The sequence below is a fragment of the Algoriphagus litoralis genome, from assembly GCF_003259255.1.
Classification (GTDB): domain Bacteria; phylum Bacteroidota; class Bacteroidia; order Cytophagales; family Cyclobacteriaceae; genus Algoriphagus; species Algoriphagus litoralis.
The window spans coordinates 113,195-126,907 of record NZ_QGOL01000002.1 but is presented as its reverse complement, the minus strand read 5'-3'; the positions used below and the strand labels follow the sequence as shown (position 1 = coordinate 126,907).

Sequence of the window (13,713 nt, the reverse complement as noted above, 5' to 3'; positions counted from 1 at the left end):
CAGTTAAATCATGTTAACAGTTTACCGCCGCCTCTGAATCACAATAAATTTGCGTCATGAGTAAAGGAAGTATCACCCTGATTGTAGTCCTGATGTCTTTGGCCAGCTTTGGCTTGATGGGATTTCAATACTACTGGGTCAGAAATGCGGTGCGGATCAATCAAGAGCGATTTGACCAAAATGTGCTTCAGGTTCTCACCAGTACCATAGCAGAACTTGAAAAAGGTGAAACAAGCGACGTCCTGCTTAGCCAATTGATTCAAGACTCCGCACTGCAGGAGACCATTTTTAAGAAAATTGATCCGATCGACCTGCAGATCAATACGTCTCCTGAGTATAGCCGCCCTTCTGTGGTGGATACGATGCTTGCCGTTCCGCAGGTCAGTGCTACTTTCCGCAGAATGCTGCTTTCCAGAGGTTTGGATATTTCCATCGATTCCGAATTGGAAAATTTCTTTGCCTACATGACACCGGAGATTGCATCAAAGATGTTTACACCGGATGAAATGGAAATTCTGCTTCAGGAGAAACAGCGTCGATTGGACTTTTTGAGTGAAAATCAGGGTTTTTTGCAACAAAGAACCCAACAGTATCAGTTGGAGACCAGCGTAAGGACTGAGTTCAACCTGTCAGAAGATGCTCGGGATAAAATCCGCAAAACCAATATCAAGATTGAATTGATGAACCAAGCTTTTGCAGAATTTGCTGAAGGACAACAAGCGATTTTGGATCGATTGGATACAGGAAGTGTGAAGCAGATGCTCAAAAAACGTCTTATCGAGAAAGGTATTTCTGAGGATTTTGAGATGGGATTGCAGAATGACAAAGGCGAAATTGTCCCCATAGGACTCGTAGCTGATCCGATGCGATTAAAAAATTACGGAGTTCAGGCCAAGCTCTTTCCCAATGATATTCTGGGTAAAGACAACTTTCTTTTCATTTTTTTCCCGGAGAAAAATAGTCACGTGATCCGTCAAGTCTGGTTACCTATATTCAGCTCGATCGTATTCATCGTGGTGATCATTTCGTGTTTCATCTATGCCATTAAGGTCATCATTCGGCAGAAGGAGCTTTCTAAAATCAAGAATGACTTCATCAACAACATGACCCATGAATTTAAGACACCCTTGGCAACGGTCAGTCTTGCTGTAGAAGCGCTGCAGGATCCTGAGCTATCCACACACGATAAATTCCGTATCCGGTATCTGGGAATCATCAAGGATGAAAATAAGCGCCTGGTCTCTCAGGTAGAAAAAGTACTTCAGGCAGCTGCATTGGATAAAAAAGACTTTCAACTAAAAATTGAAACAATTGATTTAACCGAATTGCTCGAAAGTACCGTAGATCATATTAGCCTTCAAGTAGAAAAGCGCGGCGGGAAAATCAACTTGGTCAATAAACTGCGAAATGGACAAATCGAGGGTGATGCTTTTCACCTCACCCATATATTCAATAATCTGCTAGACAATGCGAATAAATACTCCAGAGAATCTCCCCTTATCCGTGTAGAAGCTTGGGAGGAAGGAGATCAAATCTTGGTAAGTATCCAAGATCAGGGCATTGGGATGAGCAAAGACGCATTGAAAAAGATATTCGATAAATTTTATCGAGTTCCTACTGGAAACGTTCACGATGTCAAGGGATTTGGCTTAGGACTTTCCTATGTCAAGACCATGCTGGAAGCTCATAAGGGCGAAATCCACGTGCAGTCAGAACCCGGAAAAGGAAGTACATTCACCATTAACCTACCCAAAAAACAATGAGCAAAGCCAAACTATTAGTCGTAGAAGATGACCCAAATCTGGGTGATATCTTGAAGGAATATCTCGAAATGAAAGGCTATGATCCGACACTCTGTAGAGATGGTGAAGAAGGCTGGAACAAATTCAAAAAAGACAAATACGATCTCTGCCTGCTGGATATCATGATGCCTAAAAAGGATGGATTTACCCTGGCTAAGGAAATCAAAAAGGTACAGGAAAACCTCCCGATTCTCTTTTTGACTGCGAAAAATCAAAAAGACGACATCATCGAAGGGCTCAGGATAGGTGCCGATGACTACCTCACCAAGCCGTTTTCAATGGAGGAATTGCTGCTGCGGATCACGGCTATCTTACGCCGTACTCAAAAATCCACTGAGGTCTCCCCCTTGAAGACGTACACATTTGGAGACTTTACCCTGCACTACGATGAGCAGTATATCGAAGGTCCTGAGGGCAAGCATAAGCTGACCTCTAAGGAAAATGAGCTGATCAGACTCTTGGCATCTGAGATCAATAAACTGGTCAATAGAAGCCATGCTCTCAAACAGATCTGGGGAGATGACAGCTACTTCAATGCCCGGTCTATGGATGTGTATCTGAGTAAAATCCGTAAAATATTAAAGGATGATCCAAAAGTACAGATCATTACCATCCATGGAGAAGGATTTAAGTTGATTGTGGGAGAAGGGTGATTGGTATATTAAGTATCAAGACTTTGTGATTTCAAAAAAAGCCCTGAATTGACTCAATTCAGGGCTTTTAGTTTATTTGGATAGATGTAGGATTACTTCCAAACTTCCTTACCTCCCTACAGCCATACCTTCACTCCAACTCAGCTCCGATTCCTAACCCATCGGAAAAGGTTACTTTTTTAGGCGATATGTGCACACCCTTCGCTGGATCTTTGGCCAAAAGCATGGCCCCATCCATATCTACATAATCCAACAGTGGGGCGATGTGCGCAATAGCAGAAATCCCAACCGAAGACTCGGTCATACATCCTACCATTGTTTTCATTCCTAGAGATTTGGCCTCTTGAATCATACGAAGTCCAGGGGTAATTCCCCCGGCTTTGACGAGTTTGACATTGATGGCATGGAAAAGACCATGGCATTTTTTGACGTCTGATTCCACAATGCAGCTTTCGTCAGCCATCACCGGAAGCTTGGAGTATTTGAATACCTCCTTCATCCCTTCCAAATCATCTTTTCCTAGGGGTTGCTCCATAAATTCCACACCTAGTCTCGCCAATTCTTCAGAATTTCTGATGGTTTGCTCGGCTGTCCAGGCGCAGTTGGCATCGATCCGGAAGAGGGCACCGGTGTGCTTGCGGAGTTCGCGGACGATTTCCAGATCGTTATCAGTTCCGAGTTTTATTTTGTAGATCGGCCAAGCAACCTCCTTCATTTTAGATACCATCTTTTCGATGGAGTCGATTCCTATGGTAAAGTTGGTGGTTGGAATTTTGCCTGGGTTTAGCTCCAGATATTCGTAGAGTTTTTTGCCCTTCTTTTTGGTAAAAAGATCCCAAGCAGCCATGTCCAAAGCACACTGAGCAAAGGGATTGAGCTGAAAAATTTCCCTTCCTAATTCCCATAGCTCCTCAGGCGTATTCCAAGCTCCGGACTCCACTTCAGTACGAAACCTCTCCAGGCAAGCCACCATATTTTCGATGGTTATTCCATAAAATGGGTTGGTCGTAGACTCTCCTAAGCCAACTACCCCATCTGATTCCAACTTTACGATTAGGGTATCTTGGATATCGCGACTTTGGTGAGCAATGGTAAAGGTGTGCTTGAGGGGAAGATCGAAGACCTGATAACTTAATTGCATGGCATGATTTTTTGGGACTTTGGCAAAAATAAGCCATTTTATTTCTTTCGATTGGCTAGTTTTAAAATCCGTTGAACCAACCGCTTTACTATGAAAATTACCGTCCGTTTTACTTTATTCTTGGTATCGATTCTTTCATTTAGTCCTGATCTCGCTGCGCAGATTGCCTATTCAAAAATCACTGTTGAACAATTGGAATCCGCTTATGAAGCATTTAAGGAACCTGCAATTACGCACCGGAGATTTAAGCATGCAGATATCCAGCCTTTGATTCAGAAGCATTCGGTAGCTTTTCAGATCGAAAAACTCGGTGAATCAGTAGCTGGAAAAAGCATTTCGAGTATGAATTGGGGCGATGGGAAAACCAAGGTCATGCTTTGGTCACAGATGCATGGCAATGAAAGTACGGCGACCATGGCGTTATTTGATCTTTTCAACTTTTTGGAAGGAAAAGATGACGGATATGAAGCGCTTCGGGAGCTTTTGAAAAATCAACTCAGCCTGAAATTCATTCCCATGCTTAATCCAGACGGTGCGGATGCGTTCAAACGTAGGAACAATCTGGATATTGACTTAAACCGCGATGCCATTTCACAGATTTCTCCTGAAGCGGTGATTTTGAAAAAGGCCAGGGATGACTTTGAGCCTGAGTTTGGATTCAATCTTCACGATCAACAGATCTATTACAATGTGGTCAATACGCCGAAGCAAGCCACAATTTCGCTTTTGGCGCCAGCCTACAATTACAAAACTGAGATCAATGATGTACGTGGTCGTGCCATGCAGACTATCGCTGGGATGAATGAATTGCTCCAGGAACTCATTCCCGGACAGGTGGGGAAATACGATGATGCGTTTGAGCCAAGAGCCTTTGGGGACAACATCCAAAAGTGGGGAACCAGTACCATTTTGATCGAATCAGGTGGATACCTAGGGGATCCAGAAAAGCAGGAAATCCGAAAAATCAACTTCATGATCATTCTCAATGCCCTGCATCAAATCGCAACCCAAGGCTATGAGCAATACACCACGGACCAATATTTTGCCATCCCTGACAATGGATTTCAGCTCATGGATTTAATCATCAACGAAATGCAGGTCAAAGTGGATGGCACATGGTATCCGGTTGATCTTGCTATCCGCAGAAGGGAGACTGAAAATGCCGAGGGTTATTTCATGAGTGGATCCGTAGAGGATCTGGGAGATATGCAGGTGTTTTTTGGCTTTGAGACCTTGGATGCGACAGGTTTGCACTATATAGAAGGCAAAGTTTACCCCGAGAGCTTTGAAAGCATAGCCGAAATCAGTGGGGAAAAAGTGCTGGAGTTACTCCGAAAAGGTTTTATGGCCGTGAAAGTCAAAAATGCTGAAGCGAGGCAAGTTCATGATTTGCCGATTTTGGTATTGAAAACCACCGAAAAATTCTCCTCAGGCTGGATGACAGGTTCGAGTCCCAATTTCTTTTTATCAAAAGAAGGAGTGCTGAAATATGCAGTAGTCAATGGGTACCTGATCGATCTGGAAAACCCGAAAAAGCAGGAAATTAGAAATCGGGTCTTTTGAAAAAAGTTCTCGCTGAAAAAATGGAAATAAATCTCTCTTTGCTTTTCATAAGGTAGGTAGAAAGACTACGAATTATACAGGGAAAGATTTCAAGGTTAAAGCCATATAGATTTACGATTAAGAATCTAAAAAGCGCCCTGAAAAGGGCGCTTCTACTTAAAAGTTTCCTAAATCAAACTTTACGAGAGCGAATTTATATTTATCTCGTGCAAAGGCATATAGGTGTTTACCATCCACTAGTTCTTTGGAATAGCAAGTGAACCAAACACCTTTATACCGTTTATCTTCTTTCATGTCTGCCAGTTTTCGTTGAGACACTTTTCCGAATGTGTCGATTTTACCTACGAAAAATTGGCCTTTATTCTCATCGGCGTAGAAAAGGAAGTCATTTTCATCGACTTTTCTTAGTTGAAAGGAACGATTGAATCCTCCAGTAGGCGAATACGTATTTTTGGCTAATATTTCGGTAGATATCAATTCTCCATTAGTCCCAAATTCCTGTTTGTAAATATCTCCACCAGTAACATCCTTTCTCGTACTTACCATGGTCCCCATTCTTTCTTGGACCAAGACAATCCGTTCAAACTCGGAAAAAAGGACCAAATTTCCTCTTGTGTTCAAGGAAAGCGATTTTGGGGTGAAATAGCTCACATCTTCCAATTTTGAGGCATCTTTTTGAGCTTTTTCTAAATTGAACTCAAATAGTTTGGCCGTCGAAAGGATTAACTGCTTTCGCTCAGTTCCAGCAAAAGGGGTGAAAGTTTCAGTTTGAATTGAGAGTGATTCAGGATCCAATTTGGCAAAATACCTTCCTTTATTCACCACATTATTTTCATTCCCATAGGTTCCAAGCAAAAAGATAGATCCTTCAAGATTGGTCTCAATGCTCAAACCCTTGATGTATTCCTTTCTGTCGTTTCCGATTACCTTGGTTTTTAAGGAAGAGGATTCTTTTCCGACGGAGATTAGCGTGGGATAATATTCATTTCGTCCAGTCTTTTTAAAATCCTTTTCCTGGATTTTGAAATTAAAAAGGAATTGGCCAGTAGGTAAAAGTAGCGCTTCGGAGTTGTATGCCTCGTTTTCTCCTGCCCCTAGGTTTTTAATGCTAGATGAACTCACCTTAGAAAAGAAAGGTAAAACAGTAGTGTTCGACCAAGAAACATTGAATTCTGGGCTCATTTCGGCATAATAAAGAGAAGTTTCAAAATTCTTTTTGTCTGTTCCTACGTAAGAAAAGATACCGGTTTTTTCCCCATTTCTTGAATACAGAAGACGGTAGGTTCCTCTTCTGTCAATTCCCTTACTTTCGTGAATGACCTTCGATGAAATTGTCTCCCCAGAATTAATATCTATTTCATTCAGGATCAATTTTGATATGTCATCTATATAGCTAGACGAGGCTAGAAGTAATTTACCAGATGGTGACATCAAGAGAAACTCTACGCCATTGTCAACAGAATTAAAAATTTCAAAGTAGAAGTCTTCTAAAAATGTTGATTTCGCTAGATTTAAATCACTATCGAATTGGTCGATATAAATCTCGGCTTTCAATCCCATAGATACCATTGCACCGAGCATGGCTCCTTTAGTTTTGGTTTTCAGGGCGATTATTCCATTCTCATCAGCTTTTAAAATTGAAACGTAAGAATCGAGCATTTTGGAGTCCAGTTCTTTGAATTTTGCAGGATCACTTTGTGATTGCGCAACTGTCATGTTCAATAAGAAAAGGAGCAAAAAAAGTGGAAACAGTTTTTTCATAGATTTAGATTTTTAGTCGAGAAAAACTACTAAATCTTTTTATAATAAAAAGCTTCGTTTAATGTTAAGTTTATTAATTGATTGAATTTCAGCTGAATTAAATTTTGAAAAATCAAAGTTCAAATCTTCACCCCCGCAATCTTCATCAAGGCCGATATGACCTCGAAGCCCTTGCTGGAAGTTCTCCTGGATTGAAGGAATTCATTTTCACCAATCCGCATGGCAACCTTACTCTAGACTTTGCCAATCCAAAAGCGGTAAAAGCGCTTAATCAAGCGCTTTTGAAGCATTTTTATCAAGTTGAATTTTGGGAGATTCCTGACGGATTTCTCTGTCCGCCGATTCCTGGTCGGGCAGATTATGTTCATTATTCGGCTGATTTACTTGCTGATGGTAACTCTGGAAAAATCCCCATAGGACCAAAAATCAGCGTCTTAGATATCGGCACTGGAGCAAATCTGATTTATCCACTTTTGGGAGTTGCATCCTACAATTGGAGTTTCGTAGGGTCTGAGTTTAATCCGGAAGCGATCAAATCTGCTCAAAAAATCATCGCGAGTAATCCGAATGTGCATGGGAAAATTGAGGTCCGAAATCAGTCAGATGACTCTAAAATATTCTCCAACATCATCCAACCTGACGAATTTTTTGATCTGACGATCTGTAATCCTCCCTTTCACGAGTCCGCTCAAGCCGCTCAAGAGGGAAGCAAAAGGAAGATCAAAAACCTAACTGGCAAATCGGTGAAATCCGCCCCATTAAACTTTGGTGGACAAGCGGATGAACTTTGGACAGCGGGTGGGGAAAAGGAGTTTATCGGAAAAATGATTCTTGAAAGTGCCCAATTTAAAAATCAGGTGTATTGGTTTACAACTTTGGTATCCAAATCTGAAAACCTGAAATCCATTCATTTTCAGCTTGAGAGAGCTGGTGCGTTTTCTCAAAAAACAATCAATATGGCTCAAGGGAACAAGCAAAGCCGATTTGTGGCTTGGACTTTTTTGAATGAAAAGCAGCAGGACGCCTGGAAGAAGTTTCGTTGGTATTAAAATAAGATAGTATCCATTCACTTGCCGTGTCAGTCCGAGCGGAGTCGAGGACACTTCGACTCCGCTCAGTGTGACCTTTCGCCGTGGTGTGTGGAGACAGAGACCACTAATTATTAGCCGTTCAGTGTGTATTCCACGCTGATTTCCATATTGAGTGCTTTGGAGATCGGACAGTTTTCTTCGGCATCTTTCACTTGCTTCGCAAATTCCTCCTCGGAGATTCCATCTACTTGTGCCTTCAATACTAAGTGTGATTTTTTCAAAGAGCCATCTTCAAAAGTAATGTTGGATGTCACATCCAATTCTTTTGGAGGAAAATTGACACCGGATAGGTTGAAACTCAACTTCATCGCAAAACAGCCTGCGTGAGCCGCCGCGATGAGTTCTTCGGGATTGGTGCCTACACCATCCTCAAAACGGGTGTTGAAAGAATATTGTGTTTTGTCTAGGACAGTACTCGCAGTAGTCAGGTGGCCTTTACCTTCTTTGCCGCTTCCGTTCCATACGGCTGTTGCTTTTCTGATCATGGGATTAAATAGTTTTAGGTTAAAATATACAATTACAAGGTTTTTTTGAGGGTTTAAGTTTCTTTTTCCCACAGATTTTCACGGATTAAAATCACAGATTGACACAGAAACTAAACAGTGTATCTGACCTGAAATGGTAATTTTGAAAAAATCTGTACAAATCAGTGTCCTTTTCTGTGTTGATCTGTGGGAACTATTTTTAATTTAAGGTATGCACGAGAATGAAATTACATTTTTGATCCGAGGTGCAATTTTTAAAGTGTACAACACCCTCGGTCCGGGACTATTAGAGTCCAGCTATGAAGCTGCAATGGGTTATGAATTAACTCAATCTGGATTGAATGTGGAGCACCAAGTCCCCATGCCTTTGGTATATCAAGGATTAAAACTTGATGTAGGTTACAGAATTGATCTCTTGGTAGAGAAAAAAGTAATTATTGAAGTCAAATCAGTAGAGCATTTACTAAATGTCCACCATTTGCAAATAATGACTTATCTGAGGTTGTCAGGTATAAAAGTTGGGCTTTTGGTCAACTTCAACACAGATGAGTTAACGGAAAACATAATTCGAAAAATCAATGGATATCTTTAATCTCCCACAGATTTTCACGGATTAAAATCACAGATTGACACAGAAAGTTATATTACTTGATCAAAAAAATCAGTGGTAATCTGGGTCCTTTTCTGTGCCGATCTGTGGGAGATATTTATTTCCTTAAGCTAAAAAAAACCTCCAATTCAATACATATGACCTAGCGGAGAACATTCAGTAAGATAATTTGATATCTCTGATTTTCTTAGGTTCCCACAGATTAACACGGATTAAAATCACAGATTTCCACAGAAAGTTAAAACACCACTTCCAAAAAAATCTGTGAAGATCCGTGTCCTTTTCTGTGCTAATCTGTGGGAAATATTCATTTCACCAAGCTTTTAAATACCTCCAAATACTGCTCAGTCACATGATCCCAATTGTATTTTTGAGTCAGTCCTGACCGGGCAATATCTCTCAATTCGCTCATGGACTCGGATTCGAGTTCTGCTTTTTCCACAATCTCCTTTACTGAACCAGCATTCTTGTCAAAGTACCAACCGTGCTTCCCATTCTGGAGCATCTCTTGGTTGAAAGGCGTATCCAAGGCTAAAATTGCGCAACCATATCCTAAGGCCTTGAGCATCGCCGGATTGGTGCCGCCAAACTCATGCCCGTGAAAATAGGCATAGCAATGCGAATATAGTGCCGCCAGTTCATTTGGATCCGTCACATATCCAGTGAAAAGCAAGCGCTCGTCTTGCAGATTTTTCAACCGATTTGCCCAGGCATCAGCAAAAGGAACATCTCCGACAATGACGAGCTTACGTTGTGAATTTGACCTCAAAAAACCTTCTATGATCAAGTCCGCATTATTGTCTGGAACCAGTCTTCCCACGATCAAAAAGTAACTTTGGCTTTCCAAATTCCACTTTTCAATGGGAGTGGATGCCACTGATTCCTTTGGATTTGCTCCGTAAGCGATGACTTTGGAGTCGGCCTGGAAAAGCTCCAGATACACCCGCCGCATTTCATCAGAGTCGTTGATAAGCTGGTCGTAAAACTTGGTCGCCTGCTTAGATGCCCAAAAGAAGTACTTCGAGCCTAGGCCTTTCCATTTGGGCCGCAGCCATTCCAATCCATCTACATTGATCGCAGTCGGTTTACAAAAAAGTTTCGAAATCAAGCCAAAAGGTCCATTTCCGCTATTCACCACAAAAATCACATCCACATCTGAGATGCAGGCATGGATCATCGAGAAAAACGTGTGAGTCAGCTGGGTCAGGCTCTTAGACTCAATCGCAGGGGTATAGATGCACTCGATTCCGTTCACGAATCGAGGCCGCTCAGAGAACAAGGCCCGATGATTATATACCCTCACGTGCACGCCTCTGGCAACTAAGCGCTCTCCCAGCTCCTTGATCATCGTGTCATATCCGCCATAGACATAGGGATACCCTTTTGCACCCATGATGGCGACTTTTAGCTTCTTCTCAGGTGCTGCCATAGGTGGGTTTTGATTTTTTCTTCGAAAGCTTCCAAGCTGTACTCCCTAAGTACGCGCTTCCTTCCAGACGCTCCCATTTTTTGGCCGAATTCGGGATCTTGAATCAAGCGTTCCAATGCCTCAACTCCTTTTTCAACATTTCCGATTGGAACCAAAAAGCCCGTTTCTCCATCCAAAACCATTTCAGAAGCTCCACCTGATCGAGTGGCAACTACAGGTTTCCCCGCAGCCATCGCCTCTAAAATGACCGTTGGAAATGAATCAGGAAGGATCGATGGTAAAACAAACACATCCAATGCTGCCATTACTTTTGGGATATCATCCCGAAAACCCAAATAAGTGACTCGTGCCTCTAAACTCCGCGTTTTGAATTCTTTTCTGATTTCTTCCAAAATAGGTTCATAACCAGGAAACGGATCACCTACCAAAATAAAGTGGGTGTTGGGGTACTTCTTGGAAATCCGTTCGGCAAGTTCCAAAAAGAACAATTGTCCTTTTCCTGGATTGATCCTGCCGATCATTCCAATCAGAAAACAGCTTTCCGGCAAGCCCAAGTCATTTTTTGCACTTGGATAATTTTCTAAAAATGATCCATAGGGGATTCCATTATGAATGACCTCAATCGTGGATTTTTTTAAAATTGGCTGCCAATGATTTGAGACAGCCTGAGATACGGCAATGGGATTTGGGGAGCTTTGATCCAGCAGACCTGCGAGCATTTTCACAAGAGGTCCCGGGCCGGGGAGGATTTCGTGAATATGCCAAATGTGAGGTATTTTGCGCCTTTTGGCCCAATAAGCACCTACTATGACGGCAAGTGTATTGGAGTAAACCAGCTCAAACTGATATTTCTGGTGCAATTCGGTGAGGAATCGGTAGGCTTTCAGGTTTTTACTCAGTCTATTGAGTAAGCCGCTTGGGTTGACATATTTCCGACGGAGAATTCCCAGATTTTGAACGTAGGCGGGGAAACCTTCCTGTTCCAAAATCGCCTGAAGTGGACCGCTGTTAGTCAGAAGGACTATGGGGTTTAGGCCTTCTTTTTTATATACCTGCAATACTTGTAGGATGATTTTACCCGATCCGTAGCATTCGGATGAGCTTTGCAAAAAAAGTACGTTTTTAGGCTTTCCCACGTCGTTTCAGATAGATTCCAAGAATTCCTGATTTGCCAAATCCCAACGAGAGCACTTCCAAAATCCATGCAAACGGTAATAAAATCCCAATAGAAATCAGCAATCCCATTGATTTCTTCCGCTTCAACCTTAGAATCAAATTTTCGCGAAAACCAAATTTGGAAAGTAAAGCCTGCAGCATTCCCAAGACTCCAAGATGAATGGAAAAAGAGCGTTTTTCCACGATTTCAAAGCCGATTTTCTCCATCTGATTCCGTATTCCATCCTCGGTCCAGTGGGTCAAATGCCTGGGAATGTCCCAATGAATCCAGTTTTCTTCTGCGATCTTAGCTTGCCAAGAATCAGCACGCGGAATTTCGAGATAGACCAGACCATTTTTTGAAAGATTTTCATTTAAAAGGGGTTGAATCAATTCCATTGGTGCTGGTAAATGCTCCAGTACATGGTTTAAGGCGATCAAATCAAAGTTTCCAGCCTCTACTTTTCCTCCATTGTAAAACTCAGAAATCACATGAACACCATATTTTTCTTTTGCAAAATTGGCTCTTTCTTCGGCGGTTTCGATTCCTAAACCTTTCCAGCCCAGTGTTTTGGCAACAGCCAAAAACTGGCCTTTGCCGGAGCCAAAGTCCAAAAGTGAGTTTGCTGTAGGGTTGACTCTGTGCGCGATCCTAAGGACTTTTTTAGCCTCTGAAAAAATGATCCGCTCAAAAACCGATTTTCGATTATCGACAATCGAATAGACTTCATCCGAATAGAGCGAATTGCTATCCACTTCATTCCCAAGAAATGTCCAACGAGTCCCGCAGATCCGGCAGGAAATGATCGACTGATTCTGTGGAGAATTTGATGGAGAATTTTTACAAACCGGACAGGTGATTTGCCTCATGGGTCAAGAGTCGGCCTCAAGATAATCTGATGAAAAGCTTCAATAAATTTTTGTGCGGAAAAGTCTTTAGCCCGTGCTTTACCCTGTTGGATCAGCTTTTCTCTAAGTTCATTTTCGCGATCCAAAAGTATTAATTTTTCCGTCAAATCGGCTTGATTTCCTGTTTCAAAGGCTAAAGCTGCACCTCCTGCTACCTCGAGCAAGGCCTCCTGGTCGGAATGAATTATCGGGATTTCGAAGCCAAAAGCCTCCAAAATAGGAATCCCAAAGCCCTCATTTTCCGAAGGAAAAACATATCCAAACGCACCTTCATACAGTGCTTTGATTGCTCCATCAGTGATGTAGCCAGGCAGAAGCACCTTCCCTTCCAATTCCAATTCTTTGACCAAGCTTTCCACTGCGGGGAGGTCATTCATTTGCTTGCTTTCACCAGGGCCCCCTGCCAAAACAAGCTTTTTTTCTGATCTGGTTTGGCGAAGAAATTCAGCAAAGGCTCTGACAAGCAAGGGTAGATTTTTTCGTCTGTCGAAGGTGCCGATGTGAAGAAAATAATTTTGGTGAACCAGTTCATTTGTTGCCAAAAAATCAGGATCTGCTGCTGCCTTCAAGTCTTTTGGCGCTTGGTATACCACCGCTATTGGGTAGGTATCTCCAAGATGCTCAATAAGTGAAGTTTTGGAATATTCGGAAGTGGTGATGACTTCAGTCTGTTCTTTAAGTCCCTTTTTGATCAGACTGGTGAAATATTTCCGCCACCACTTGGAGTAATTTTTTGGCATTTGCCAAAAAAAAGCATCGTGGATGACCGTCAATCTGCGGCAGGGAAGTGATGCTGCAGGAGAAATGAAATCCAGACAAACCAAAACATCCGGCTGGTGTTTTTTGACCAGATCCGGAAGCAAAAATTCTTTCCATCGGAAATAGTCTAAATGATAGTTGAGCTTTTGGACCTTGGTGTGGGCAGTCTTGTAAGTTTTGTCGGCGGCTTGTTCCTCAGGGTCATGGGTAAATATCCACTCGATGTCCGGGTGAGGGTAATTTTTGGCAGCTTTGGCCAGTTCCATCATGTAGGTTTTGATCCCGGTGGTGGCGACGTTGAGGTATTGCAGATCGAGGAGGACTTTCAAGAGGAGGTTGACGTTTGAAATCGGAT

Annotated in this window: 12 protein-coding genes; 5 read left to right on the top strand and 7 right to left on the bottom strand. The window is 42.2% G+C overall.

From position 1 onward, the window contains the following. The first annotated feature begins 56 nt into the window (after positions 1-56). Both DK188_RS00495 and DK188_RS00490 read left to right on the top strand, forming a co-directional pair. Entirely contained in the window at positions 57-1,763 is a 1,707-nt protein-coding gene (locus DK188_RS00495) for a sensor histidine kinase (protein ID WP_198672945.1), read from the top strand. Further along, positions 1,760-2,455: a response regulator transcription factor gene (locus DK188_RS00490; RefSeq protein WP_111668825.1), complete on the top strand. Its 696-nt coding sequence runs from the start codon at positions 1,760-1,762 to the stop codon at positions 2,453-2,455. The genes DK188_RS00495 and DK188_RS00490 overlap by 4 nt, the downstream gene beginning before the upstream one ends. A 130-nt stretch (positions 2,456-2,585) precedes the next feature. On the opposite strand, the gene DK188_RS00485 is transcribed toward DK188_RS00490, so the two are convergent. After that, positions 2,586-3,596 (bottom strand): dipeptide epimerase, encoded by a 1,011-nt coding sequence (locus tag DK188_RS00485; protein ID WP_111668824.1) that lies wholly within the window; start codon positions 3,594-3,596, stop codon positions 2,586-2,588. A gap of 90 nt (positions 3,597-3,686) precedes the next feature. Between DK188_RS00485 and DK188_RS00480 the strand changes: the two genes are divergently transcribed. Further along, complete coding sequence (locus DK188_RS00480; RefSeq protein WP_111668823.1) at positions 3,687-5,159, top strand: M14 family zinc carboxypeptidase; 1,473 nt, start codon at positions 3,687-3,689, stop codon at positions 5,157-5,159. 156 nt (positions 5,160-5,315) lie between these two features. On the opposite strand, the gene DK188_RS00475 is transcribed toward DK188_RS00480, so the two are convergent. Beyond that, positions 5,316-6,920: a hypothetical protein gene (locus DK188_RS00475; protein ID WP_111668822.1), complete on the bottom strand. Its 1,605-nt coding sequence runs from the start codon at positions 6,918-6,920 to the stop codon at positions 5,316-5,318. A 104-nt stretch (positions 6,921-7,024) separates the two neighbouring features. Here DK188_RS00475 and rlmF point away from each other — a divergent pair, with 104 nt between their 5' ends. Then, on the top strand, positions 7,025-7,969 hold the full coding sequence (gene rlmF, locus DK188_RS00470; protein ID WP_111668821.1) for a 23S rRNA (adenine(1618)-N(6))-methyltransferase RlmF: 945 nt from the start codon (positions 7,025-7,027) through the stop codon (positions 7,967-7,969). A gap of 113 nt (positions 7,970-8,082) precedes the next feature. On the opposite strand, the gene DK188_RS00465 is transcribed toward rlmF, so the two are convergent. Then, a complete protein-coding gene (locus DK188_RS00465) occupies positions 8,083-8,496 on the bottom strand; it encodes an OsmC family protein (protein ID WP_111668820.1) in 414 nt (137 codons plus the stop codon). A 211-nt stretch (positions 8,497-8,707) separates the two neighbouring features. Here DK188_RS00465 and DK188_RS00460 point away from each other — a divergent pair, with 211 nt between their 5' ends. Beyond that, complete coding sequence (locus DK188_RS00460) at positions 8,708-9,088, top strand: GxxExxY protein (protein WP_111668819.1); 381 nt, start codon at positions 8,708-8,710, stop codon at positions 9,086-9,088. A 325-nt stretch (positions 9,089-9,413) separates the two neighbouring features. On the opposite strand, the gene DK188_RS00455 is transcribed toward DK188_RS00460, so the two are convergent. From DK188_RS00455 to DK188_RS00440, 4 genes are read right to left on the bottom strand one after another with little or no spacing between them, the layout of a single operon-like run. Then, positions 9,414-10,535 (bottom strand): glycosyltransferase, encoded by a 1,122-nt coding sequence (locus tag DK188_RS00455; RefSeq protein ID WP_111668818.1) that lies wholly within the window; start codon positions 10,533-10,535, stop codon positions 9,414-9,416. Beyond that, positions 10,511-11,644: a glycosyltransferase family 4 protein gene (locus DK188_RS00450; protein ID WP_232825627.1), complete on the bottom strand. Its 1,134-nt coding sequence runs from the start codon at positions 11,642-11,644 to the stop codon at positions 10,511-10,513. Before DK188_RS00450 ends, DK188_RS00455 begins: the two co-directional genes overlap by 25 nt. 13 nt (positions 11,645-11,657) lie before the next feature. After that, on the bottom strand, positions 11,658-12,560 hold the full coding sequence (locus tag DK188_RS00445) for a class I SAM-dependent methyltransferase (RefSeq protein ID WP_111668816.1): 903 nt from the start codon (positions 12,558-12,560) through the stop codon (positions 11,658-11,660). After that, positions 12,557-13,687, bottom strand: a complete 1,131-nt coding sequence (locus DK188_RS00440) for a glycosyltransferase family 4 protein (RefSeq protein WP_111668815.1) — start codon at positions 13,685-13,687, stop codon at positions 12,557-12,559. Before DK188_RS00440 ends, DK188_RS00445 begins: the two co-directional genes overlap by 4 nt. Positions 13,688-13,713: the final 26 nt, after the last annotated feature.